The sequence below is a fragment of the Bradyrhizobium sp. WCU1 genome, from assembly GCF_053474805.1.
In genome coordinates, this window is the sequence record NZ_CM130280.1 from 620,613 (window position 1) to 644,471 (window position 23,859).

The window sequence follows — 23,859 nt, forward strand, 5'->3', positions numbered from 1 at the left end:
GCCCCCGGAAAACCGGTCCAAACGATCAATCGACTACATCGCTCGTAGTCCCACCTTGCCATGTCGCGCGCGCTCTCCTGCCCGCCAGTTTCCGGTAAAGGCAGAGATACGCGCTACACATCGCGTCCAGCGAGAATTCCGTCTCGACGCGCCGGCGTCCTGCGGCACCCAATTGATCGGCGAGTTCAGCGTTGCCGAGGAGTTCGAGCACGCGATCGGTCAAGGCGCCGACGTCATGGCTCGGCACAAGATATCCGGTCTGACCGTCCAGGACCAATTCAGAAGTGCCCCCATCGTTTGTTGCCACAACCGGCTTACCCAACGCCATGCATTCGGTTATCGCGTTGGAAATTCCCTCTCCGTGTAAACGGCTATTGGTGGTGAGAACACCAACAGTGAAGAGATTGGCAATGCTCTCGACGTCGTTCCGCCGCCCCAGAAGCTTGATGCGCAGCGAATGTTCAGTCGGGATGCTATCGCGCACCCGCTGCAGCGTTTCACCGCTACCGATGGCCAAGAAGGTGACGTCGTCCCTTAGATCGCAGACCCGGCGTGCCATCTCGACGAAGGTTTCATAGTCCTTTCTGGGCGTGAAGTTGGCGACCATCCCGACAATGTGGGGCGTCACAATCTCCAGAGTGCTGCGAAGCTCGGTCTTATCCTTTAGGCCGGACACCCTTTCAGGACTGAATCCGTTGTAGATGCAGAGACCTTTGCGCTCGGGAATACCGTAGGCAGCCAGCCCCGCACGAGAATTGGCAACAACGACGTCCGAAAACGGGATCGTCAGCTTGACTCTCAGGTAGCCTTTTCTCCACAGCGACATATGCGAGGGCGCGTCTCGCACAAACCCATTTACGAAGGCCGTACCGCACACCTTGGCAACCGGCGTCGCATAGACGGAGCTCATCGAGCCCCACGAGTGGATGATATCTATCTTCAGGTCGGAGACGAGCTCGTACAACGTCTTGAAAAGGCGCCAATCCTTCTTGCCTCTCCGATTGAGCTGAATGACTTCCGCGTGTTCGCGGTCAATCTCGAGGTTAACCTCGTCCTGGTCCACAACAGCTACGAATGACCTTACGTCACGGTGAGCGGCAAGCCCCTTCAGCAGTTCTACGACTTGTCGTTCTTTCCCTCCCGGGGCAAGACGTTCGATAACATGCAGTATGCGCATCTCAGCGCCCTCTCGAGTGAACTGCTTCAGTCCACCTCGCGGTGAGTGATTCAGCGCTACATTCAACGTTGGGACCCCAGCAGCATGTGAGCGGCCGACTGGACGCCGCTGATCCGCGCCTCGAACCTGGCCGTCGTATCGAATTGCCCCCCGACGCCGAGACGAGGAAGCGCAAAATGATCTGACTTGAGACCAGACAACTGCCCGTGCCGGGTTGTCACTGCGGTTGAAAACCCGATGTCCCTTGCAAGCTGCGCTTCCCTGGGGCCACATGCTTTGGAGTCACCGTAGGGATAAGCAAAGTGCCGCACCGGACGCTGCAGCAATCGCTCCAGATAGGAGCGGTTATCTGCCATTTCGGCCCGTGCGGACTGAATATCCAGGCACGATAGGGCGGCATGCGAGTCAGTGTGCCCGCCAATCGACACGAGAGGATGCCGCGCCAGGCTTTGAAGCTCGCGCTCATCCAGAAAGTACGCCTCATTCAGGGCCGACAATGACAAGCCCGCCTTGCTGAACGTCGGGGCAAGCATTGCGATCCGGCGATAATCTTGATGAATCCAATCCGTAACCTCATTCAGACCCGACATCTTTTCGCGCAACCGGGGGCAATGGAATCGCATGTCCATCGCGTCGATCGTCACTGTGTCTCCAGAACGAAACATTTCGCGCAAACCCAGCCACCACGCCTGCAACGTCCGTTTCAGAGCGCCAGTGGGAACGTAGATCGTGAACGGAGCGTTGTATCGCTCCAGAATTGGAAGCGCGGTCACGACATTGTCTCGATAGCCATCGTCAAAGGTAAGCACCGCATAGCGGCCCGTCCCGGCATTCGTAGCCAACCGCTCGATGCATGCTTCAAGACTGACAATCTCCCATCCTTCTTGCCGCAGCCAATTGAGCGAATATTCAAAGAGGCCGACTGACGTCCCTGTCATCAATTCCGAGCGGCTATCTTGCTGGATCTCGTGGAACATGACGATAGCCGCCCGGCCCGCAAAGATCTTGCGGAAGGCCGGCAACAGGCCGGACCGACGGGCCATTTCGATCATGCTGTCCGCAAGAGCCTGCTTCACTCTAACTCACCGTAAAAGCGGGACTGGCGCCTCTCCGCTAGCCGAAACCATGCCGCTTGCGACGGCGCTTTCTCCACGACGCCCATTGCTATCCTCCGCTCCGCAGCAAACGCCGGCCTACCCCTCTTGCCCTGAAGTTCGAGAGGACGTCGGTGTATACCCCGACAATTCGTTCCACGGTCAGCGCCTGGTCGTATTTCGCCACCGCCGCACGCCCCTGAAACTCGCCGTTCTGCGACCAGTCAAACGCCGCTCGAAGGCTGCGCGCTATCGTGGCGGCATCCGGTGGACATATCCACGTTCCCGCGATGCCATTTAACTGTTCGTGGACGTCACCGACCCTGGTCGACACCACCGGAAGATTGCACGCAAGAGCTTCCTTGATTGAAGTCGGTGACCCTTCATAGTCTGAGCTCAGAAGCAGGGCGTTTGCCCCGCTGTAGTACCAGGGCATCTCTTCGTTCGGCACGTTGATGACCGTCATCAACTCCGCGTCGACGCCATTCTGCACCAGCCGGTCGACCGACGCCCGCGCCAGATCATATCTCTTCTCAGGGCGTGTCGGATCAAACGGAAACAGGACGATAAATTTGTCTTTAGGCCATCGCAGCCGCGCGCGCGCTTCGTCGCGATCGTACGGCTTGAATGCGCCAAGGTTGACCCCGCAGGGAATCACGATTCCGGGAATCCGCTTCCGCATCTCCTCAGACACGACGATAATGGCATCGGCGAAATGCGACACGACCCGCGTGGCCAGCCGCTCGAAGATATTCCCGAGCACGTCGGTCCCGTGCAGCGTGATGACGAGTGGCGCCCGCAACCGAAACATTGCGGGATAGGCCGAGTAACCATAGTGCGCGTGGACGATGTCGTATCGCGTCGCACTCGTCCTTCGGATGACGTCAAAGATGCCCTTCAGATAGTTCAGCTTGGACTGCGAACCGACGATATTGACAACGTCGACCGAGTGCCCGAACCGGCGCAGCTGCTGTACTTGCTGATACACGAAAGCGCCGGATCCCGGCCTCTCCGGGCTCGGATACATGTTGGTGACACAGAGGATCCTCACGATTGCTCCCTCGACGCTTTGGCACGAACCGTCATCGAGTCACTTGGTCTTTGCTGCCACCCCCGTTGAGCTTTCGTCGGATCTCCGCAGGGACGCCCGTCACGAGCACACCGTCAGGAACGTCCTTTGTCACTACGGCGCCGGCGCCGACCATAGCGCCGATCCCGACTCTGACGCCCGGCAGGAGATTGGCACCCACGCCGATCGCCGCGCCACGCGCGATAGTGGGCCCAAGCATCGGCGAACCGTCGTAACCGTTCCTGCCGATCGCGTTGTCGTTCGAAGTGCCGACGCAGCCCGATATGAACACGTCGTCTTCAATCGTCATATTGCCGGCCAGCCAGGTATGATCCTGCACCCGTACGCGATCGCCGATCTGCGTGTTGTAATTGACCGTAACGTAACGCCCGACAATCGTCTTCGAGCCTATGCGCGACTGTTCACGGATCGAGGCACCGTCACCGATCAGGGTCCCCGCGCCGAGCGAGACGTCGTAGAAGATAACTGCGTGCGGTCCAATCGAACAATCGGCGCCGATATCGATCCATGCTTCAAACTGCGGGGCCCGCGACAACGCGCCGGCCCCCTTGGGTACTTTTCCGATATAGGCACCCGGGAAAATCTCGACGTTGTCCCCTACTCTCACCCCACTCTCGATCACGACATGCGGATGAATGACAACCCTATTGCCGATCGTAACATCAGACCGCACCACGGCGAACTCTGCGATCGTCACGTCCGCACCGATCGCCTCGGTCTCGACCACCGCCCGTGCACTAATTCGGTTCATCGTCACACCTTCCCGCCATCCGCGTGCATCGCGACGGGCTTCCGCTGCGGTTCCCTATGGCTTTTCCGATCGGCAACAGCACGCACAATCGCAGTGATATCGCGCACCTGGTCGCGCGTGAGCTCCGGGAACATGGGAAGAGACAATGATTGCGCAGCCATCGCTTCGCAGCACGGCAAATCGCCCTGCTTGTAGCCGAGATAAGCAAACGCAGGCTGTAGGTGGAGCGGCAACGGATAGTGGATTCCGCTCGCCACGCCGACCTCGTCGAGCCTATTGCGCATTGCGTCCCGCTCGTTGGTCGTGATCACGTACAAATGGTAGACGTGGGTGGATCCCTTTCGGACGAACGGCGTCCCGACGCTCGCGTGCGTCAACTCCGCAGTGTACCATTCCGCAGCACGCCGCCGGTGGTCGTTCCACTCATCCAGACGCCGGAGCTTGACTTGCAGAACTGCGGCCTGAAGAGCATCGAGCCGGCTGTTGAACCCGACCTCGGCGTGGTTGTAGTGCGTGGTTCGACCATGGTCGCGCAATCGTTCGATCCGCTCGGCGATCGCTGCGCTGTTGGTGGTGACCGCTCCTCCATCACCGTATGCTCCGAGATTCTTCCCCGGGTAAAACGAAAAACAGGCGACATCGCCGAGCGCCCCGGTTCGGATCCCCTGATACTCGGCTCCATGCGCCTGGGCAGCGTCTTCAATTACAAACAGACCGCGCCGTCGTGCGAGGTCCTTGATCGGACCCATGTCCGCGGGCTGGCCAAAGAGGTGAACTGCAACGATCGCCTTCGTGCGGCTTGTCAGGGCCCGCTCGATCATCCTCGGATCGATCGTGTGGGTATCGGGATCGATATCGACGAAAACCGGCTGCGCTCCCGTCGCTACGATGGCGGCGGCGGTGGCGATGAAAGTATGAGCGGTCGTAATCACCTCGTCACCATGGCCAACACCCAAGGCCCGCAGCGCCAGATGAATCGCGTCCGTTCCGCTTGCCACGCCGCGCGCATAGGGCACCTGGCAATACGCGGCAAAGTCTCTTTCGAACGAAGCAACTGCCTCGCCACCGATGAATTGCGCGGACTCGAGCACGCCCCGAATTGCGTCGGCTACCTCATCCTTCAGCGTCGCATATTGTGCCTTGAGATCTACGAACGGAATTTTCATTATTCGCACCTCACCAGATTCCATCTCTGTTACTTGAGAACCTATCGAGCGCCGTGGCCCCGCAGCACCGCGGGAACTGTCAGAGCAATTAACTTCAGGTCGGTCCACAGGGTCCAGTTCATCGCATATTCGACATCCATCTCGAGCATCGCCTCCGGGCAGAGTCGACCGCGGCCACGAACCTGACAAAGTCCGGTGATGCCGGGCTTCACGAGATGACGTCTGTGATGCCATTCGCGGAAGTACTCAAGTTCATAGGGAATCGCTGGCCGTGGACCGACAATGCTCATTTCGCCTCGCAGTACGTTGAGGAGTTGCGGTAGCTCGTCGATACTGGTTCGCCTCAGCAACCGCCCCACACGCGTCACTCGGGGATCATCTGTCAGCTTGTAGGGGGCATTGGGGTCGTTCGAGAGAACCTCCTTCGCCCAAGCCCGCCGAATGGCGTCGCGATGGACGTTCTCGTCGGCCTCATGACGTAGCGTCCGGAACTTGAAGCAATTGAACCGCTTCTCGCCCAGCCCGACCCGGCGTTGGCAAAAGAACGCCGGCCCGGGACTGTCGAGGCGGATCGCCACCCAGACCGCGACAAGTACAGGGGCGAGTATCAGGATCGCGGTGATGCTGACCGCAATGTCCAGCACCCGCTTAACGAATTCCCGCGGGATCGCCTTCCATCGCACGGCTTCATCCAACGACAATTTCGGCGGCCCCCGCCGACGCGTTCCGCCGCAAAAACGCCGGTTGATGTGTCGCGCCGACACGGTGCTCCTGGTTGAGCCGTAGACACTCCGATGCAGCTTCGAGCGCTTCGACAACCCGCAGGCCATGTGCACCGCTCGCAACGGGCTGTGCGCCAGTCTTGATCGCGTTGACAAAATCGAGCAACTCGAGCTTTAGCGGCTCGCTGCTCGATATCGCGGGGATATGTACGTCGCCATGATGATAGGCTGACTGGAAGTCGGCGTACGAGTCGCCGTTGATCCGCGGCCTGAAGCGCTTCTGATAGACGCGCACCTTCTCCGACGGCTCCACGTCGTCGAACACCAGCATCGCATCGCTTCCGACGACCGTGACCTGGCGCACCTTGACGGGGTCCAACCACGAAACGTGCACATGGGCGGTCGGTCCGCTCTTGAAGCCCAACTTTGCGTAAACAACATCCTCAACTTCCGGCAAGACGTGCGCGCAGCCCCAGGCGCCGATGTTCTGCGCGGCTTCCTCGAGCAGGAAGAAGATGATGGAAAGGTCGTGTGGCGCCAAGTCCCACAGGACGTTGGCATCGGGCCGGTAGAGACCGAGATTCAGGCGCCGCGAGTCGATGTAGTAGAGTTCGCCGAGAGAGCCGCTCCGGATCATTTGACGCATGACACTCACCGCCGGGTGATACTCGAACGTGTGCCCAACCATCAGCACACGCTCCCGCTCCTCGGCTATCGCAATCAGTTCGCGACAATGCGCGCTCGTCATGGCCAACGGCTTCTCGACGAGCACGTGCTTTCCGGCCTGGAGCGCGGCCCGCGCCATCTCAAAGTGCGTCACGGCGGGGGTGGCGATAATCACGCCGTCGATGGAAGAGTTATTCAGGATCGCGTCGATATCACGCGCAACAGCGACAGAGGGATACTGTGACTTGATGTATTCCAGCCTGTCAGAGCCCATGTCGACGGCCATCGACACTCTTGCGCCGATATCGTGGCCAACGCGGATGTGCTTTGCGCCCCAGTAGCCGCAACCGATGACTGCGAGCGATGGCTCGGCTTTTGCGGTCAAAATTTCCGCGCCGGCGGCCTGGTTGTGAGTATGAACGAGTTTGGAAAATAATTGTTTCGACATGTTTTGCCACGATCACGCCAGAGGAAAGCAATGGTGAACGTCAGTATCCTTACGAGCACGGTTATCTCGCCATGATGGCTCCCTGTTTGAAGGCCTTAGCGTGCGTTCGAGCAGGATAGCCGGTTGAGCGCGCGCGCCGCTGTAGAACACGGATTATGACCCACGCCCATCGGGGGTACCCCCGCCCTTGCAGCGGGAGCCGGAGAGCTTCGCACGTTGCGCAATGGCCGGACCGGGTGCGTCAAAGAGTTGGCGCACCGCGTTGTAATGCATCGCCTTTTCGGCTTTCAATGCCGGCTGGCGAGTTCGGACAGAGATCAACAGCACCTGGCCGTCCTCGCATCAGGCCTGCGGGAATGCCTGACGTCCTGATTCGTCTGCGGCACCCCGGGGGATCGTCTTGTGCCCGAGGCAGGGCTCGCGCCAAATGTCAGCGCTGCGAATGAAAATCCACGCTCACGTCGGGATTCACAAATCGCCCCACCACGAGGGGCCAGATCGGATCATGACAAGGTCGTCCTATCGCCTACCGCGGATTAGTTGGCCGGAGCGACCATTGCGCATCTGTCCTTCGGTGGAAACGTGGCGCCCCTTCGTATAGGACTCCTCAAAACTGCTGCAGAAGCGCGGGGGCACGAATGATCTCCGGAAGGCCTGACGGCCTTACCAAGAGATGAGGCCCCCCGGATGAACATTGACGCTATGGACAAAGGCTCCTCGATCGCACTCCTGCTCCGCGGCGACGTACCATCGCCCAATGATTGCAACCTGGCGGCAATTCTCGATTTCTTTGAAATTCCATGGACGGCGCTGACAGTCGCCGAAGCGGACGGTAACCATGCAGCCGCGCTGACAGCAGGCCATCCGCAGTTCTCTATCCTCGCTTCCGCGCCCTGTCTCGCCCAAGTCCTGCAGCGCTGCAAGACAGAGGCGCTTCCGGCCTGGCTGGCAGCGGCCAGTTCGATCTTCGTTTATGGATTTCAAGCCGCAGATCCCTGCAGGGCTCTGTTGCGCCAGATCACTGGAGACCCCGAGGCGGAGATCCGCGGCTCTGGCCAGTCCCCAATGACCGTATCGGTCACCGATGCTCTTCCCGAAATCTGCGGCCCAATGTCGGGACTACAGATCCAAGTGGAGCGCGCCGCCGCCGATACCGCGCTCGTCATTCATAATGGCAACGTGCAGAGCATCGTGGGTGCTCCCGAGGGCGACCTGTTTGTCGGGTTCACATATTCCGGTGTCCGCTTCTTTGCCGGCTCTTCCCCGGCGATGGTGGACATTCACGAACGCACCGCAACGTATTTTGATGTGAAGAAATGCTTCGCCGGCGCGGTACCAATTGTCATGTATCTGAAGTGGGCGTTCCGCGGCGTTTGCGCGACGACCGCAGAGACAAGCGCTTGCCTGATCATTGACGATCCGCCTCTGTGGCCACGGTACGGTCTCCTCGATTTTAGCGAACTGCTGCAGCTGGCTGACAAACTGACATTCGCAACGACCATCGCCTTTATTCCATGGAACTGGCGACGAACAAATCGCGACACTGTTGCCGCCTTCCAGAAAAGCAGTGGGAAACTGTCCGTCTGCGTGCACGGCTGCGATCACACACGTGGTGAATTTGCAGCCCGCTCACCTGAGGAGCTCGACCGAAAGCTGAAGACCGCGCGACTTCGGATGCAGGCCCTTCGCGACAGGACTGCGCTCGACCACGAAAACGTGATGGTTTTCCCGCAAGGGGCATTCTCGCCTGAGGCGGCCTCGGCGCTCAAGCGAAATGGCTTCGTCGCGGCCGTTAACACAGAGGTCGCACCAGCCGATGACGCGCTGAACGAAACGACACTCGCAGATCTCTGGAGTGTTGCCATCGTCAGGTATGGGAGCTTCCCAATTTATACCCGACGATACATGCACCACGGCGTCGAAAACTTCGCGTTTGACGGACTCCTGGGCAAGCCGTGCTTTATTGCCGGGCATCACGACCTTCTCCGCGGCCACGGTAGCGAACTGGCGGCATTTCTCCGGCAGCTCGCATCCTTGCGATGGAAACTCCGCTGGCGCCCGCTCGAGGATGCCGTTTGCCACAGCTACAGCATTCAATCCAACGGCAACGCAACCGTCGTAAAGATGCTGGCCGAACGACTCCTCTTCGAGAACAGCGGGGCGATGACGCGACGGGTCTGGATCATGAAACAAGAACCGCAGGCCGCTTACTTGAAGGGCGTCCAAGTCAACCAAGGCATGGTCGCGTACGAATACATCGATGGACATGTTCGACTGATGATTGATGTCCCTCCCGGCGGCTCTGCGGACATACGGTGCGTTTATCACGAACAGCTGGATGCCTCGCCGGCTTCAGAACCGATCCGATACCGGTTCGGGGTGGCCATTCGGCGATATCTATCCGAACTTCGTGACAATTACGGCTACCTGCTTCGCATTCGCGCCTAGCCGGAGACGAACCAAAGAGACCTATCCAGCCGCTCCGGGCCGGCTGATCGCTCAGCGATGCTCACAATCAATCAACTTCCATCGCAATCATGACGAAGCCTTTCCGGTCCGCCTTCTCCTGCCGCAATCGGAATAGGTAGCCCGAAAAAGTAGGCGCTCCGCCGGCCTAAACGCATACAATTGGGCACAGGTTTGAAGTCCTCGTTATTGTGATCCCAAGTTAGAGACCTCGCGCACTTTGGAGGGAATTGCGGATGCCTGACACCCATCCAGGGCGCGGGTTCGCAGACCACCCCTGAACGAAACCGTCGACCTTGCAGCCAACCCCTAAGCAGCCGCCGGTGTTGCCAACGCAACCTGGTCAGCGTGATGGATAAAAATGAAAATAGCCGTGTTCGGACTGGGTTACGTGGGCATGACGACAGCCGCCTGCCTCGCCAGGCAAGGCCACGAAGTCATCGGCGTCGACATCAGCGATGAAAAGGTCGCGATCGTCAACTCGGGGAAATCGCCAATCACGGAACCCGGCCTCGATCAACTTGTGGAGTCCGCCGTCAGAAAGCGCTTGCTGAGTGCAACGAAGGACGCGAGCGGGCAGCTCGACAGCTGCACATTGGCAATAGTGTGCGTGGGAACGCCAAGCGCGCCGGACGGATCCCACAACATGAGCTTTGTCGCTGAAGTCTCCCATCAGATCGCGGACCTCATCGGGCCCACGCGCACGACGACGTTAACCGTCGTATTTCGTTCCACCATGCGGCCCGGCACAATCGAGGATCTGGTCCTTCCGATCTTCGAGAGCACGTTGAACGGCAGGATCGACCTCATCGAGGTCGTCTACAATCCCGAATTCTTGCGCGAGTCGGTGGCGATAGAGGATTTCTTCAATCCACCGAAGATCGTGATCGGAACGAGAGACGGGGAACGGTGCACGGTCCTCGACGAATTGAACGCGAACATCGCGGTGCCGGTGTTCTACACGACCTATCGTACGGCGGAGATGACCAAATTCGTCGACAATTCGTTTCACGCAGTCAAGATTGCCTTTGCCAACGAAGTCGGTCGCGTTTGCGACAAGCTCGGCATTAGCGCGACCACCGTTCACAAGATTTTCGTTTCTGACACCAAGCTCAACATCTCACCCTACTATTTGAGGCCGGGCGGCGCATTCGGCGGTTCATGCTTGCCAAAGGACGTTCGCGCGCTCCAGTACATCGCAAGCGACGTTGGCGCGCATACCTGGCTCGTGGACTCGGTACTCAGGTCGAACGATGAGCACAAGAATTTCCTGTTTGAGAATTGCCTAAAGGCGGTTCAACCCGGCGGACGGGTGCTTATGCTGGGGCTCGCGTTCAAGGAGAACAGCGACGATCTTCGCGAGAGCCCCAATATCGACCTGGCTCGCAAATTCCTCCGCTTGCATATCGGCCTGTCGATCTACGATCCACATGTCGAGCCATCGAAACTGCTGGGGCAGAACCTTGGCTACGCGTTCTCCAATTTGCCCGCGCTCCGCAAACTGCTGATCCCGAAATCGACCGCTGAATCGGAGCTGTTCGACCTTGTCATTGATACCAGAGGGTGGGCGAAACAAATGGCGCTGAATGCAAAGCGGGTAATTGATGTCAACACTCTCTCGTGACGACGCCGTTACGCGCGAATCCGAATTGGCGAGCGTTGGCTCGGTTTGTGGCCGAGTGCTGATTATCGTCGAAAATCTTCCAGTACCGTTCGACGGCCGGGTATGGTCGGAAGCGAGCACGTTGGCGCGGCATGGCTACGAGGTGTCCGTGATCTGTCCCAAGGGACCGGGCGCAACGGCCTCGTTCGAGATGCTCGAGGGAATCGCAGTCTATCGCCACTGGATGCCTGAAGAAGGCCGTGGGGTGCTGGGTTATGCGGTCGAGTACAGCGTGGCGCTGTTCTGGGAATTCGTGTTGAGCGTGAGAATTCTGGCCACGCGCGGATTTGATGTGATCCATGCGTGCAATCCGCCCGATCTCATCTTCCTGGTTGGTGCATTTCATAAGTTTCTGTTCGGAAAGTCCTTTGTTTTCGATCAGCACGACGTCAATCCTGAGCTCTACGAGGCGAAATTTGGACGTCGTGGTTTTCTTTGGCGCGTCATGGTTCTGCTTGAACGCGTTACGTTCGCATTGGCGGACGTATCGATCGCGACCAACCAATCGTATCGCTCGATTGCGATCGAGCGGGGCCGAATGAGCCCCGATCGCGTGTTCGTTGTCCGCTCCGCTCCGAATGTTTCCCGCGTTCGCTCGCTTCCACCCGACCCCGCCTGGAAGAAGGGGCGCAAGTATCTCGTCGGATATGTCGGTGTTATCGCGAGACAGGAGGGGCTCGACCTGCTGCTGGATTCAATCAAGCACATCCGCAGCATTCGGAACCGCGATGATATCCAGTTCGTGATCGTCGGAGGCGGACGCGAATTGGAGGAGCTCAAGAAGCTCGCAGTGGCGCTAGAACTGGACGATGTGGTCACGTTCACGGGCCGGGTCGATGACGATACGCTATTCACAATTCTGTCGACGGCGGACGTCTGTGTAAATCCGGACCGCCCCAGTTCGATGAACGACAAATCGACGATGCACAAAATCATGGAGTACATGACGTTGGGCAAGCCCATCGTCCAGTTTGATCTCACGGAAGGCCGCTTTTCCGCAGGAGAGGCATCGTTGTATGTCCAGAATGCGGACACCGCCGAGTTCGGCGATAAAATACTGGAGCTTTTGGAAGATCCGGCGCGGCGCGAAGCCATGGGCGCATTCGGTCAGAGCAGAATTAATGGCGAACTCGCCTGGCATCACGCATCGACGAAGCTTCTGGCCGCTTATGAAAAGGTATTCAAGCTGAGGGGCAAATAGGGAAACTTGTTCTCTCCGCGCTTCAGCTGACGCGTGATCCCCGTCGCAGAATGCCCATAGTTCAGACCACCTGAGTATCGCCGAAGTGGCCGCTTTGCGCGGGTACGCCAAGGCGACTGGCAGACCGGCTCCGCTCGGCAGGCCACATCGGTCCGGGCTCGGGAGCTGAGCCGCAGTGACGCTGCGCAGCGCGGGTCATGGCTGCCCTGACGATATGGGCGTTAACGAGCCGCTCGTTATCGTCAAACGCCGATAATTGACGGCAGCAATCTCGGGCGCCGACGACCGATAAATTCCGTATCCCCAATTGGTGCCGACCCCATAGCCTAGCGGTCCGCTGTAGTTCACGACCGGTGCCGCATCGATCCAGACTTTCAGGTAACCAGTGGCATCATTCGAGAATCGGGCCTGCACTTTCACGTCGTGATACTGGCCGGTCACGACCGGGGTCGGGTCGGTCCAGAGCGTCTTGGTGACGACGAAGCCCGCACCGTTGCTCGGGCTCTTGCCGGGCGGACAGTAGCGTACGAGCACCTGCAGGTGATCGCCTTGCATATTCAGCGCGACCGGAGGTGAGGTTCCCACACCCGAGGCGTCGTCGTCGTTGTGCCACTGTCCGACGATGAACCAGCCGGTCGCGCTGTTCACGAACGCTCCGTTGCTGCCGTTCGCCTCCACCATGAACTGGTAGGTAAGCGTGATGGGCGTGCCGGCAGGATAGGTCACCGCGGAATTGATCTCGGCACGATCGACAGACGCGCTGTCGTACCAGGCATAGTCGCCCTTGTGGACCTCGAAGCGCAGGGTTTGAGGAGCAGGATTGGTCAGACTGTAGCTCTGGTCAGCAACGTGAACGCCGTAGGCATCCTCGCCGATCTGAAAGCGGGTTCGCGGCTTGCCGGAGAACGACGTGATCGACGGAGCAGCTGTTCTTGTACTAGCCGTACTCCCGTTGGCGCCAGCAACAGTGTCAATAGCGGCGGACGGCCCCTCAGCCAACAGCTTCCTCTGATCACTAGCATCGGCGCCAAGCGCCGTCGATCCACCAGCGATATTTGCCACACTCCCAGTCAGCGCAAAGATGAAGGGCAAGACTATCTTCATTGCTATCCCTATTCGACCAGCTACTGTCATAAAATGCACGTCGTCACATCCAAAGGTAACCTATTCAATTCTCGACGCAATTTTTCACCGGATTCAATCGACGGAAAATAAGGACTACCGCCGGGCGCGAGTTCCAAAGAAATGATCGCTGCGCCCAGAAGCGCAGCTAAGCGCACATGCCTGCTAGCGGACCATGCCACCAGAGCGTTCGATGGCTGTTGTGCCGATAAGGCCCCTGTGGCGCTTGTTGACGCCGGACGCAGAACCGCCGGCCGGATTCAGCTGAACGGCTCACCGCACGGCGTCCTGGTTTACTCGTCCCCAATCTGGATGCGCAACGAGCGAGCCGCTCAGTTCAGAACAGTCGCGCCCGAGCCTTTTGACCCGGCGACAAGAGGCGTCAAAGCCGCCATCAACTCGTGCGTCTTTACCGCCGGGGAGTGATTGGCCTTGACGTAGATCTGACATCGCCGGCTGAGTGCGTCGTATTCACCCGCGTCCATATTCCAAATCGCACTCACGGAATTGGAAAGCTCCAACTCGTCTTCGACCGATGCACCCAGCATATGACGCTCGACAATCGAGTCCGGATCAACATGCCGACGCGTCACGATGGGGGCACCTACGGCGAGCGCCTCCAGAAACGCGTTCGAGAATCCCTCGAAATCCGACGTACAGAGGAGCATCGTTGCTTCTGACAGAAAGCGCTGGACGTCCGCTCGCCTGACATAGCCAACCAATTCAACGTTCGGCAGCTGACGCAAACCATTCACGGCGTCCAGCGTCGATTGATCAGTGTTCGGTGACGTCATCCCCGCCACGCGGAAGTTGACGGCCGGCAGGGCCTGAGCAATCCGGAACAGCAGAGGCAAGTTCTTCGGATAGCGGAAGACACCGAGCCAGGCAACGTATCCACGCTTCGTGCGCGGCAGAGGGGCAGCCGCATCCTCTGCTACAGCAAACGGATTGTGGAGAACGTGCACTGGCTTGCCCGGAAAGAGCGCTGCCAACTTTCCGCGCTGATACTCATTCTGACAGAGAAACCCGGCGGTGCGATGCCTGGCCCACGAATAGGATATCCATTCATAGGATGGAAGGAGAGCCTTACATCGCTCGTCGACATCTATGTCGCTTACAACGCGATAAACGAACGGCACCCTTAGTTGGTCCGCCACGAACGCCATCATGGCAGTATGTATCCCACATACGCCTTGCACCAGAACATCCGGGCGATAGCTGCGGGCAGCCGCCAATACTTTCGGAATATATGAATAGAAATACTTCGCGACCCGAATGCCGCGGGCGGGATCGTAAGTTTCGATAAGCTTGATTTGCTGTCCCGAACCCACGTGCTCCAGCGCGCCCTTCCAGGTGAGCACAGCAGTGTCATGGCCGGCGTTCTCAAGCGCGCGAAGCCACACTGCGAGCTCGATCGCCCACCCGCCAATCGGATAGTTCTCATCTCTCATCAGATAAGGAATGGAAAAGTCCATCGAGAGAATACGCACTCAACACCCCGTTCTTAATGGGCCCGTTCCATGAAAAGAAGCTCGGCGACATGAACGCGGCATTGCCCGTGAACGCAAGGTGTATGGCTTCTCAGTTTGTGCAGCCAAAGAGCGAGCCTTGCCTTCATCAAGAAGTTCGATCGTCTCGCGTCAAGCTGCCAACACGATACTTTCAATCTCACTCCCCTCCCGTAGCCTGGCCACCGCCTCGAATTCGTTCGCGTCGTTGAGCCGGAAGAGCGTGCCGTGATTGGTGCCGTCTGCGAGTGTTCGATTCACGATGAGGAACGAGCCGGCACCGACTAGGCGATCCCTGAGATTGCCGACAGCGCCGAGCAACTGCGCATCGTTGAAATAACCATGATTGAGCAGATTTGACACGCGGATCGCGTTGAACCGGCGGCGCAGTTGCGCCGGGTTCGGCGCCAGAATGTCATCGTCGGCAAAGCTCAGACGTGCGTCGTCGCGGGCATGCGGGTTCACCAGGAGTATGTCCTTCGCCTCCCCCCTCGCGTTGGCGAGAGGCAGGAGCGCGCCTGCAAGTGCGTTGAGCGCGGCAACCACGAATCCGGTGCCCTTCAGAAAGTCCCGCGGACCATTCAGATACCAGCGCACCGGACGATTGGCGACGATGTGCTGAAGCACCCTGCCATCACGATCGAGAAGAACATCATATCCCGGCAACAGGCGCAAAAGGCTCCCGCGCATGCACAGATCGCTCGCCAGGATCTTCGCCTCGACGCCGGCACGCGTCAGAGCATCCGCCCATTCGAGCGACGAAATCCCCGACGATACGCCTACGTCCATGATCTGGCTCGGCTTGCTGCCGAGTTTCTTCCACTCACCGATAACCATCTCATTGAGATCATCGAGGCGATGATGATCGGTGGTCTTGTAGGTGCCATTGCGCAGACGAATTGAGGCGAAGAACGCTGCTTCCTGTGTCTGCGTAAAGACATCACCTTCCGTCAGAAAGTCCCTTGCATTCAAAGTCACGCCGCCCCCAAGATCTCCGGAGAAGCGCATCAGAACCGCCATGTATTGTACCCTCCGCCCGGCTCGCTTCTCTCAGGGTCGCTCGAATTCTATCGATTGAACGTCCACTTCTCCTGGTCGTCAACAATCCGCAAGAGCTCGAGTTTCGCCGCGTCGCCATGCCCACAAGCATAATCTTTTGCATCGATACGCGGCTCGACCCTTTCGGATTACCCATTCTCGATCGCTGCTGGAATCCAGACCGGCCGGCTCCAAATGTGCCCCGACCAGGGGAGCTTTGGGAGCTCAGCAATCGTCTGGAGGAGATCTTGGCTTGGCACGGATTGTAGGCGCGCACGGGCAGCAGAGTGCGCCGGCAGCGGCGGCGGTTTCAACGGTTGACGCCATCCCTACCCGGGGTACCGTGTTCTTGCTAGATATGCTCGCCTGGCCCAATCCATTGGCCGCCCGTGGAGCTCCACGTCGATGATTCCCAACGTCGGCCGCATCGCCTTGCTCGTCATCGCAGCAAGCATCGCAACCCTCCCGGCTTCGCTCGCACGAGACGGCGCACTCCCAGGGCGCACCGGCGACTTCGAGCAGCGCCTGCAGCGTATCGTGAATGGACTGCGGGCTGCCACCGCAAGCGAGTCTCCGATGAAACTTGCAGATCGGATGGACGAACTGCACGTTCCCGGCGTCAGCATCGCCGTGGTTCATGACGGCGTCATCGAGGCCCGCGGGTTCGGGGTTGCCACCATTGGTGGTCCGCCTGTGCTTCCTGAAACGCTGTTCCAGGCAGCCTCAATCAGCAAAGTCGTTACCGCTGTAGCAGCGCTCGCGTTAGCTCAGGCCGGAACTCTCGATCTCGATGGCGACGTCAATCGCTCCCTTAAAAGCTGGAAGATTCCCGTTAACTCGTTCACTGATCGAACCCAGGTCACACTTCGAAGACTGCTGAACCATTCGGCTGGCATAACTGTCCCCTACTTTCCGGGATATCCCGTAGGCGCACCAATTCCATCGCTCGTCGACGTTCTCAATGGCGCGTCGTACTATGAGCGCGAACCAAACTTCCTTGCGCGACGGACGGGCCAGCCCACAGCGACGCTGACGAGCGGCGGAACGGCGCCTGTAAACACCGCCCCCATTGTCGTGGATCACGAGCCCGGAACAAAATTCGAGTACTCCAGCGGCGGGTACACGATCGTGCAACAACTGCTCATCGACGTAACCGGGACACCGTTCCCAAAACTACTTGACGAGCTTGTCCTCAAGCCGTTCGGAATGACGCACAGCAGCTTTCTCCAACCGCTACCCATAAATGACGCTCCACTGGCCGCAACGCCCTACCGAGCGGCGGGAGCGCCGGTGCCGGGAGGCCCGCATATCTATCCCGAACTGGCTGCCGCAGGGTTGTGGACGACGCCAACGGACGTTGCGCAATTCGCGCTGGGCGTGGTCCGCGCCTGGAGCGGCCGAGATACGTCCGTGCTGTCCCAGGCCATGACTCTCCAAATGCTCACGCCCGGCCTTGGCAACTATGGACTTGGTCCCATCGTTGTTGGGGTCGCACCGCATCGACGGTTCCTGCATGCGGGCGTCAACGATGGGTTCGTCAGTTTGATGACCATGTTCGAAAACGGAGATGGCGCTGTTATCATGACGAACGGAGATCAAGGCGGCCAGCTGGCTAACGAAATCATGCGGAGCATTGCAGCCGAATACGATTGGCCGATGGCGCACTGACGAATGACCATCGTCCCGCCATGGAGCTCTACCAACTCGCGCCGGCTTCTTCCGCGATCGCGTTGCGTCACGCGCCGAGAACTCCCCATTCTCGCCGAACCTCCGCCAGGGTCCGATAGTATCCGGTCACAAACAACATAGCCGCATAACACACCAGAACCGCGGCCGGCCCAACCAGCGCAGCAACCGGAACCGGCGGCTGCAGCAAATCAACCGAAAGCCGCACCAGCATTGCCGCCAACACCGATGCAACCAAAATCAGCCCAAGGTTCTTCCAATCCTGCAACTTTGCGATCGGAATGCTCATCACCTGGGAAAGTCTTCTCAGAAAGAACACATACACAACGAAGGTTGTTAGTACCGACCCGATCGCCGCCCCCGGCAAACCGTAATACCAGACGCCGGCCAGGCTCGTTAACAGGGCAAAGGGCAGGATCGCAGCTTCATAACGCATGTTGGCCGAGCCCTGTCCGAACACGTTGAGCAGCGTGGTGATCTCAGTCGAGATCAACGTTTGAATCAGATAGATCCGCAGCACGGGAGAGCCACTCACGTACTCCTTCGTAAACAGCAACTGAATGACTTCGTCGGCAAAGACGAACAATGCCGCGATGGCGGGGAACATGACCGCACTGATGATAACGTTGCCTTGGTTGTTCAGGCGCAACAGCTCTTCGTGGCGACCCAATGAATGGAAATGACTCATCTTTGGCAGGAGCAGATTCCCCAGCCCACCTCTCAACACTTCGAACGGCATGAGCAACGTCGTCGCTATTGAAAAGATGCCGAACATGCCTGATGAAAACATCGCTGCGACAATCCATAGTTCCGCCTGCTTCCGTACGCTCCACAGCAGACCGGCCACACCGAACGGGAGGGCGTAGCGAAGCTGTACGCGCAACTGCTCTTTCTCGATCGGAAACAGTCGGATACCGCAATGCCGTACGATAAAGACAGCCAGAAGCCCTACGCGCACGGCAGCGGCAATCAAGGCTGCGATGAGCACCTCTTCAAATCGATGGAACACGACGGCCGCTGAAATGATCAGCGCGGCCCTCAGCACGGATGAAGCCAGGATGGCTTGCGCCTGCCAGCGGATCTGCCCTACGGCGTTGGGCAACACGTCCAACAATAAGCCCAGATTCCAGACGAATAGAAAAATCGCTAGTAGCGCTCCGTGAGCCTGCAGCAGATCTCTCATACCCGATGGAAGGGCAAAACCGAAGGCAAAAACCAGTAGCACCGCAATCATCGTTGTGGCCAGCAGGAACAAGACCGTCTGCCCGACGTAAACCCGCCGCGCCTCCGGACCCAGCCGAACAAAGAAGAAAAGCAGGCTGCGGGGCATGTTGAAGGAGAACAACAGGGCCACCGTCGTTACGAGTAGCCAGAACAGCCGGTATTCACCGAACGCTGTTGGACCAATCGTTCGCACCAGAACGACCGGCGTCAATAGCATGATCACCTGTTCGGTGTATTGCGCAGCCGAGAGTGCAATTCCTTGACGCAGTATCGATGCCATGGATCAGCGACCTCGCGATAGCATCGACCGCCGAACGCTCGAACGGCGGCCCGCATAGCTTGCAAAAAAGCGATCATAACTCACCGACGAACTCCGGAACCGCAGGACTGAAAAACAACGGATCAAGCGAACAAGGACTTGATGACAATGAGCTTGCTCACAGTGCACCTCTCTCGAACCACTTCTCATCAGTCTCGCAAGACCAGTTTGAGTGCACCTCGTCAGACGGCAGCGCCAACCGACATCAAATCATGGACGAACCTGTAAATCATGGACGAACCTGTCGCGGCACTCACAATGAGCCCACGAGCGCATCGAGGTCACGAGCGACCCTGCTCCAGGTATAATGCTCCAGCATCACCTTTCGGGCGCTCTGGATCATGGAGTGTCGACGGCCTTCGTCTTCAATGAGCAACTTGATCGCAGTCGCGACTTTCTCGGGATCGTCGGCGCGCACGTAGTCGACGCCTTCGCGCGCCTTGCCAAGCGCCTCGATGCCTACTCCCGTTGAAACCACGGCCAACCCCATGGCAAATGCCTCAAGTACCTTGTTCTTCAATCCACTGCCAATTCGCATTGGATTTACCATTATCGGATACTCAGCGAGCACTGAACAGATATCGTCGACAAACCCAGTGAGGCGAATACCGTCGTCTCGCCTTGCAGCCTCCAGAAGCCACCCTTCCGCATCTTTGCCCACTACGCACCACTCAATTCCAGCTGGAGCCAGGTACGGTCGATAGACGTCCTGGTAGAAAAAACGAACCGCGTCGCGGTTCGGCTTGAAGGCAAGATTGCCCCAGAATGCCACTCCCCTCCGCTTGGCGACACGCGCATTTGACTCAAATGTCTCTGCCAGGTCGGGCGAGACCCCGTTCGGCACGGTGCTGACGTTCGCAGATCTGCCAGACAGCCTGCATACGGTATCGGAATCTGCTTCATTGACCGTTGTGACATGATTGAACCAATGGGGCAAACAGGCCTCCGCCCTTGCACGGCGCGCGCGCATCACGTGCGCGTCCAGGCGCGATCGCAGTTGCGCGGGCCACGGCGGAAAGAACTGTATCTGTCTGGTCAGCGTTAGAACTTCACTGTCGATGAGATCAAAGAGTATCTTCTTATCGCTCGAGAACGGACGGACGAACTCCGCAAGCACCAGGCAGAAGACGATCATATGAGTGATACTGTGCTCTTCGCAGAAGTCAGCGATGGATTTGGTGATCGCTGAAAGGTGATGGGGATAGGAAAGCGAGTAATAGTCCGAGTCATTTCGACGGAAGTGCCGCTTCAGCGAGGGCCTGTGAGTCGGAAACTTCGGCGTTTCAACGATCTCTTGGAACACATCGGACAAGCCGACCAGACCGCCGCTCGATTCATCCGTCGAACCAAGGTTCACCGTCAAAAGGTAGAGTTCATGCTGCTTCGCCAGTTCGCGACACAAGTGCCACACGCGGAGGTCATGGCCATTGGTTAGGCTTGCGAGCGGCTTATGCGTTACGACCAGGATGCGCGTCACGACAATTCATTGACTTTCGACTGCAGTAGAGCGGACTCAGGCGCAGCATGATGCGACCAGACCATTGGCTCGGCCCCTTCATCCATCCAGTGGAGCCGAGCTTTTCAAGCCGATTTGAGCTCATTTGGCAGTCCGGCGCAACGGCGGGTGACGCTCCCAATGGAAACGTTCCGCCTCGCTCCGTTGCTCTTCGTGAGTAGTACTTTGGCATCGACGGCCGGCGCACGCCAGAACAGGCTGCAACCGGCGGCTCACGCATAGCCGGCACAGTACATGCCGGGCATCGGAACGGTGGCGCGACCTCTATTGGGGCAGCGGACATTCGTCGGGGATAATGAAGAAATTTCCCGTGAAGTTCTTGATACCAGAGCCTGCAGGCTTGAGCACGCCGTGCTCATAACCGTACATCCGATAGCGCTCGCCTTCGAACAGCGTACGAATCTCATCGCGGTTCTTGGGCTTCCATATCTCGCAGAAGATCAGCGGCCGGCAGCGCCGTATCAGCTCCATGCCTCCTTTCAGGACCTCGGCCTCGAACTCCTCGACATCGATCTTGATCGCGTGCACGTCCGTGCGCGTCTTGAGGTCCGGAACGCCATCCAGCGCCTCTATCTTGATCCGGAAGCGGATGCCATCCTTGTATTCGGAATGCCCGTCGTCGACCTGACATAGTGCGTGACGTTTAATACCGCCGATCACGGGCATGATCATGGGAAGCTCCGCAGCCTGACGGCCCAGGCCGCACTCGTGAACTGTCACGTTCGCGAGCGTGTGCCGCGCGACCACGCGCGTCAGACTCTTGAAGTTCTCAGGCCCCGGCTCGAACGCATGAACGCGGGAGCCAGGCTTCGCGGCCGCCAGGAAGTAAGCCGTCACTCCGATATTGGCGCCGATATCAAGGATCACGCCGTCGTCCGGCACCATGCTAAGAAAGTACAGGAAGTCGGCTTCATAACGGAACGCCTTGATCGTGGCGATGCGCATTTGGGCAACGAAGAAGAGATAGTTTTCAAACCCGAGCGCGCCGATGAGCAGGCGCTGCGTGATACGCTTGAGCGAGCCCATCATCGGAGCGCTCCCTGCTCGCCCGGCTTGATCAAGCGACGGTGCATTCCATCGAAGCCCTTCTGCCCGCACTCGGACGGAACTCCATCCGAAGCGTAGGACCTATCGCCGTGCGCGATGAATTCGTGAGACGGCGACGTTTGGCGGATCGCATTGGGCTTACAACCGGGGCGACCGACGAAGCGGGTCGGCACGGTCTCCTCGTCACGGGCACGCTGGCTCCAGACTTCGATCGAGCTGTTGCGAACCGCTATCTCCCGCCCGAACATAGTCATTTGGAATCCATCAAAACACGAGAACTCAACACGGTGAAATATCCCCATTAAGCGGGCTCAATCGCTCCGTTTCAAGAACGCCACTTCGTTCAGGTATGGGGAACTGGAGTTACCCCCACTGGCTTGCGGCCGCGTTTGCGGCACGAGCCACGGCAACAATCGCGCAGATGGTCCACGCCCCCGCTATTGCATCAGCGTCGGCGTGGTAACAGTAGAGATTGCGATGGTCAGCAGCTCATGCCGAGGTATGGCCTGCGCGCGAGGATAAGCGTGCCAGATTGACCATCATCGCGATGAGAAGGAACAGGTACATGTTCTCGAACGATGGAAATACCTCCCGCTCAGTGAACATGCTTATTCCATAGCCGACGATGCACGCAAACAAGGCCCAATACAGGTCGTTATGCAACCGTCGGCCGACGCGCCAAGCGGTCGATATCCCGACGCACATAAGAACCAGAAGAATGCCGGTAGCGATCGCTCCGCAGTCGAGAAAGAAATCGATAATCGCGTTGTGCGCATGAGTAGCCTGTATCAGCGTCCCCGAGTACCAAGCTTCGCTGGTTATTATTCCGGACCGTCCCGCGCCGAACAGAAACAGGCCGAGATCACTCGTCCACTCATTGAGCAGCGGTATCCAAATGAAATCTACGCGGCCAGTGAGCAATTCATCAGCCGACACCTCCGAGGACCCGTCGAAACCAATGGAAAAGATGGCGACCACAGTTGGCGCGATCCAGAGCACGGATGCGATGGCAACCATCGCCGCGCCGACCGCCAGGACGGCGAATTTGCGCTTGTAAAGCAGGATCAGAACATAAGTGCCGACAACGGTCAGAAGCGCGCTACGCGACGAGAGCAGAAGGAGCCCCAAAAGCGACAAGGCGACGGGCACTATCCAGAGTGAGCTGCGAGTAAGCGCTTTGTACAGCAACAAAGGCGCCGTGCAGATGTATATCGTGCCCATCGTATTGTAGTGGATGCCGAAGTAGGATTCGCATAGCGCGTTGACGGAGGCGCGCCCTGAAAGTGCGGCAGATGGATTCATGAGAGCGACGAGGATGAAACTAGCCGACAAGAGCAGAATTGAAACGCAGATTGCGTCGACGACTGTCTCAATCTCAGAAAATGAACGACATCGCTTCAAAATGAACAGAAACGGCAAAATGTAGAACGCCGGAACCATGCCATAGGACATGATGTAATCCAGATAGGACTCTGGAAACACGTCCGGGAGGCGATCATGAAGCAGAGGGGCATTTGGGATTGATCTAGCGAAAGCGATGGCAAAGGTGACGAAGTATAGCAAAAGAACGCGAATGGACGTCCGCTCGATCCTGTCGCTCGCTGACAGGAGCGGGACTTGGAATAGCAGATAGACCAAGACTCCCGCCGACAGCAGGTTGAAGGGCTTGCAGCCTTGTATGCCGAGCAGGTTCGTATTGACGAACGGCACGCGTTGAAACGGCAATATGAAAACGATCGCCAGAAAGAGCCATTTTGCACTTTGGCCGAGCGAATCCGCCTGCGCCCGATGGTAGGGCGTTCGGCCGCCATATCTTACCGCAACGTTGGTCACGGGCCGGCTCCTTGCCCTCCGGCGCAACCGAACTCGAGCGCGCGACTGCTGATCGCCCGATGGCGCCTACCCGACCGCCGTCGAAACCAAATTGTCCCGAGCGTTGAAAACGGCAACTCCAC

At 58.5% G+C, this 23,859-nt stretch carries 18 protein-coding genes; 4 read left to right on the forward strand and 14 right to left on the reverse strand.

Annotation, left to right across the window (positions count from 1 at the left end):
• Positions 1-25 precede the first annotated feature (25 nt).
• The 7 genes from ACTUWL_RS02970 to ACTUWL_RS03000 all read right to left on the reverse strand — a co-directional run bounded on the left by ACTUWL_RS02970 (position 26) and on the right by ACTUWL_RS03000 (position 7,114).
• A complete protein-coding gene (locus tag ACTUWL_RS02970) occupies positions 26-1,177 on the reverse strand; it encodes a glycosyltransferase (protein ID WP_021082420.1) in 1,152 nt (383 codons plus the stop codon).
• A gap of 62 nt (positions 1,178-1,239) precedes the next feature.
• Positions 1,240-2,253, reverse strand: a complete 1,014-nt coding sequence (locus tag ACTUWL_RS02975) for a polysaccharide deacetylase family protein (protein ID WP_299104228.1) — start codon at positions 2,251-2,253, stop codon at positions 1,240-1,242.
• 88 nt (positions 2,254-2,341) lie between these two features.
• Positions 2,342-3,322, reverse strand: a complete 981-nt coding sequence (locus ACTUWL_RS02980; protein ID WP_021082422.1) for a glycosyltransferase — start codon at positions 3,320-3,322, stop codon at positions 2,342-2,344.
• 31 nt (positions 3,323-3,353) lie between these two features.
• Positions 3,354-4,112 (reverse strand): N-acetyltransferase, encoded by a 759-nt coding sequence (locus ACTUWL_RS02985; RefSeq protein WP_021082423.1) that lies wholly within the window; start codon positions 4,110-4,112, stop codon positions 3,354-3,356.
• Positions 4,113-4,114: 2 nt separating this feature from the next.
• The gene (locus tag ACTUWL_RS02990) at positions 4,115-5,278 is read right to left on the reverse strand and encodes a DegT/DnrJ/EryC1/StrS family aminotransferase (protein WP_021082424.1); all 1,164 of its coding nucleotides are present in this window, start codon (positions 5,276-5,278) and stop codon (positions 4,115-4,117) included.
• A 41-nt stretch (positions 5,279-5,319) separates the two neighbouring features.
• Positions 5,320-5,973 carry a sugar transferase gene (locus ACTUWL_RS02995; protein WP_291738666.1) on the reverse strand — a complete coding sequence of 218 codons (654 nt, stop codon included), beginning with the start codon at positions 5,971-5,973 and terminating at the stop codon, positions 5,320-5,322.
• Positions 5,966-7,114, reverse strand: coding sequence for a Gfo/Idh/MocA family protein (locus tag ACTUWL_RS03000; RefSeq protein ID WP_021082426.1), 1,149 nt, complete (start codon positions 7,112-7,114; stop codon positions 5,966-5,968). The genes ACTUWL_RS02995 and ACTUWL_RS03000 overlap by 8 nt, the downstream gene beginning before the upstream one ends.
• Before the next feature lie 687 nt (positions 7,115-7,801).
• On the opposite strand from ACTUWL_RS03000, the gene ACTUWL_RS03005 reads away from it, so the two are divergent.
• The 3 genes from ACTUWL_RS03005 to ACTUWL_RS03015 all read left to right on the forward strand — a co-directional run bounded on the left by ACTUWL_RS03005 (position 7,802) and on the right by ACTUWL_RS03015 (position 12,444).
• Positions 7,802-9,562, forward strand: a complete 1,761-nt coding sequence (locus tag ACTUWL_RS03005; protein ID WP_021082427.1) for a hypothetical protein — start codon at positions 7,802-7,804, stop codon at positions 9,560-9,562.
• A 379-nt stretch (positions 9,563-9,941) separates the two neighbouring features.
• A complete protein-coding gene (locus ACTUWL_RS03010; protein WP_021082428.1) occupies positions 9,942-11,204 on the forward strand; it encodes a nucleotide sugar dehydrogenase in 1,263 nt (420 codons plus the stop codon).
• Positions 11,185-12,444, forward strand: a complete 1,260-nt coding sequence (locus ACTUWL_RS03015; protein WP_021082429.1) for a glycosyltransferase family 4 protein — start codon at positions 11,185-11,187, stop codon at positions 12,442-12,444. Before ACTUWL_RS03010 ends, ACTUWL_RS03015 begins: the two co-directional genes overlap by 20 nt.
• A gap of 195 nt (positions 12,445-12,639) precedes the next feature.
• Here the strand turns inward: ACTUWL_RS03015 and ACTUWL_RS03020 are convergent, their stop codons facing one another.
• The 3 genes from ACTUWL_RS03020 to ACTUWL_RS03030 all read right to left on the reverse strand — a co-directional run bounded on the left by ACTUWL_RS03020 (position 12,640) and on the right by ACTUWL_RS03030 (position 16,094).
• Positions 12,640-13,548, reverse strand: coding sequence for a heparin lyase I family protein (locus tag ACTUWL_RS03020; protein WP_021082430.1), 909 nt, complete (start codon positions 13,546-13,548; stop codon positions 12,640-12,642).
• Positions 13,549-13,898: 350 nt separating this feature from the next.
• Positions 13,899-15,056 carry a glycosyltransferase family 4 protein gene (locus ACTUWL_RS03025; RefSeq protein WP_146160364.1) on the reverse strand — a complete coding sequence of 386 codons (1,158 nt, stop codon included), beginning with the start codon at positions 15,054-15,056 and terminating at the stop codon, positions 13,899-13,901.
• Between the two features lie 150 nt (positions 15,057-15,206).
• Positions 15,207-16,094, reverse strand: a complete 888-nt coding sequence (locus ACTUWL_RS03030) for a hypothetical protein (protein ID WP_021082432.1) — start codon at positions 16,092-16,094, stop codon at positions 15,207-15,209.
• 423 nt (positions 16,095-16,517) lie between these two features.
• Here ACTUWL_RS03030 and ACTUWL_RS03035 point away from each other — a divergent pair, with 423 nt between their 5' ends.
• Complete coding sequence (locus ACTUWL_RS03035) at positions 16,518-17,780, forward strand: serine hydrolase domain-containing protein (protein ID WP_021082433.1); 1,263 nt, start codon at positions 16,518-16,520, stop codon at positions 17,778-17,780.
• 67 nt (positions 17,781-17,847) lie between these two features.
• Here ACTUWL_RS03035 and ACTUWL_RS03040 read toward each other — a convergent pair whose 3' ends face one another.
• The 4 genes from ACTUWL_RS03040 to ACTUWL_RS03055 all read right to left on the reverse strand — a co-directional run bounded on the left by ACTUWL_RS03040 (position 17,848) and on the right by ACTUWL_RS03055 (position 23,737).
• Positions 17,848-19,302: a lipopolysaccharide biosynthesis protein gene (locus ACTUWL_RS03040; RefSeq protein ID WP_021082434.1), complete on the reverse strand. Its 1,455-nt coding sequence runs from the start codon at positions 19,300-19,302 to the stop codon at positions 17,848-17,850.
• A gap of 292 nt (positions 19,303-19,594) precedes the next feature.
• Positions 19,595-20,818, reverse strand: coding sequence for a glycosyltransferase (locus ACTUWL_RS03045; protein WP_021082435.1), 1,224 nt, complete (start codon positions 20,816-20,818; stop codon positions 19,595-19,597).
• A gap of 303 nt (positions 20,819-21,121) precedes the next feature.
• The gene (locus tag ACTUWL_RS03050; RefSeq protein ID WP_021082436.1) at positions 21,122-21,886 is read right to left on the reverse strand and encodes an FkbM family methyltransferase; all 765 of its coding nucleotides are present in this window, start codon (positions 21,884-21,886) and stop codon (positions 21,122-21,124) included.
• 507 nt (positions 21,887-22,393) lie between these two features.
• Positions 22,394-23,737, reverse strand: coding sequence for an O-antigen ligase family protein (locus tag ACTUWL_RS03055; RefSeq protein ID WP_021082438.1), 1,344 nt, complete (start codon positions 23,735-23,737; stop codon positions 22,394-22,396).
• Between the last annotated feature and the right edge of the window lie 122 nt (positions 23,738-23,859).

Excerpts from the sequence above, each read along its gene's own strand:
- ACTUWL_RS02970 (WP_021082420.1), bottom strand. The coding sequence starts at position 1,177 with ATGCGCATACTGCATGTTATCGAACGTCTTGCCCCGGGAGGGAAAGAA.
- ACTUWL_RS02985 (WP_021082423.1), bottom strand. The coding sequence starts at position 4,112 with ATGAACCGAATTAGTGCACGGGCGGTGGTCGAGACCGAGGCGATCGGT.
- ACTUWL_RS02990 (WP_021082424.1), bottom strand. The coding sequence starts at position 5,278 with ATGAAAATTCCGTTCGTAGATCTCAAGGCACAATATGCGACGCTGAAG.
- ACTUWL_RS03000 (WP_021082426.1), bottom strand. The coding sequence starts at position 7,114 with ATGTCGAAACAATTATTTTCCAAACTCGTTCATACTCACAACCAGGCC.
- ACTUWL_RS03005 (WP_021082427.1), top strand. The coding sequence starts at position 7,802 with ATGAACATTGACGCTATGGACAAAGGCTCCTCGATCGCACTCCTGCTC.
- ACTUWL_RS03010 (WP_021082428.1), top strand. The coding sequence starts at position 9,942 with ATGAAAATAGCCGTGTTCGGACTGGGTTACGTGGGCATGACGACAGCC.
- ACTUWL_RS03015 (WP_021082429.1), top strand. The coding sequence starts at position 11,185 with ATGTCAACACTCTCTCGTGACGACGCCGTTACGCGCGAATCCGAATTG.
- ACTUWL_RS03020 (WP_021082430.1), bottom strand. The coding sequence starts at position 13,548 with ATGAAGATAGTCTTGCCCTTCATCTTTGCGCTGACTGGGAGTGTGGCA.
- ACTUWL_RS03030 (WP_021082432.1), bottom strand. The coding sequence starts at position 16,094 with ATGGCGGTTCTGATGCGCTTCTCCGGAGATCTTGGGGGCGGCGTGACT.
- ACTUWL_RS03035 (WP_021082433.1), top strand. The coding sequence starts at position 16,518 with ATGATTCCCAACGTCGGCCGCATCGCCTTGCTCGTCATCGCAGCAAGC.
- ACTUWL_RS03040 (WP_021082434.1), bottom strand. The coding sequence starts at position 19,302 with ATGGCATCGATACTGCGTCAAGGAATTGCACTCTCGGCTGCGCAATAC.
- ACTUWL_RS03050 (WP_021082436.1), bottom strand. The coding sequence starts at position 21,886 with ATGATGGGCTCGCTCAAGCGTATCACGCAGCGCCTGCTCATCGGCGCG.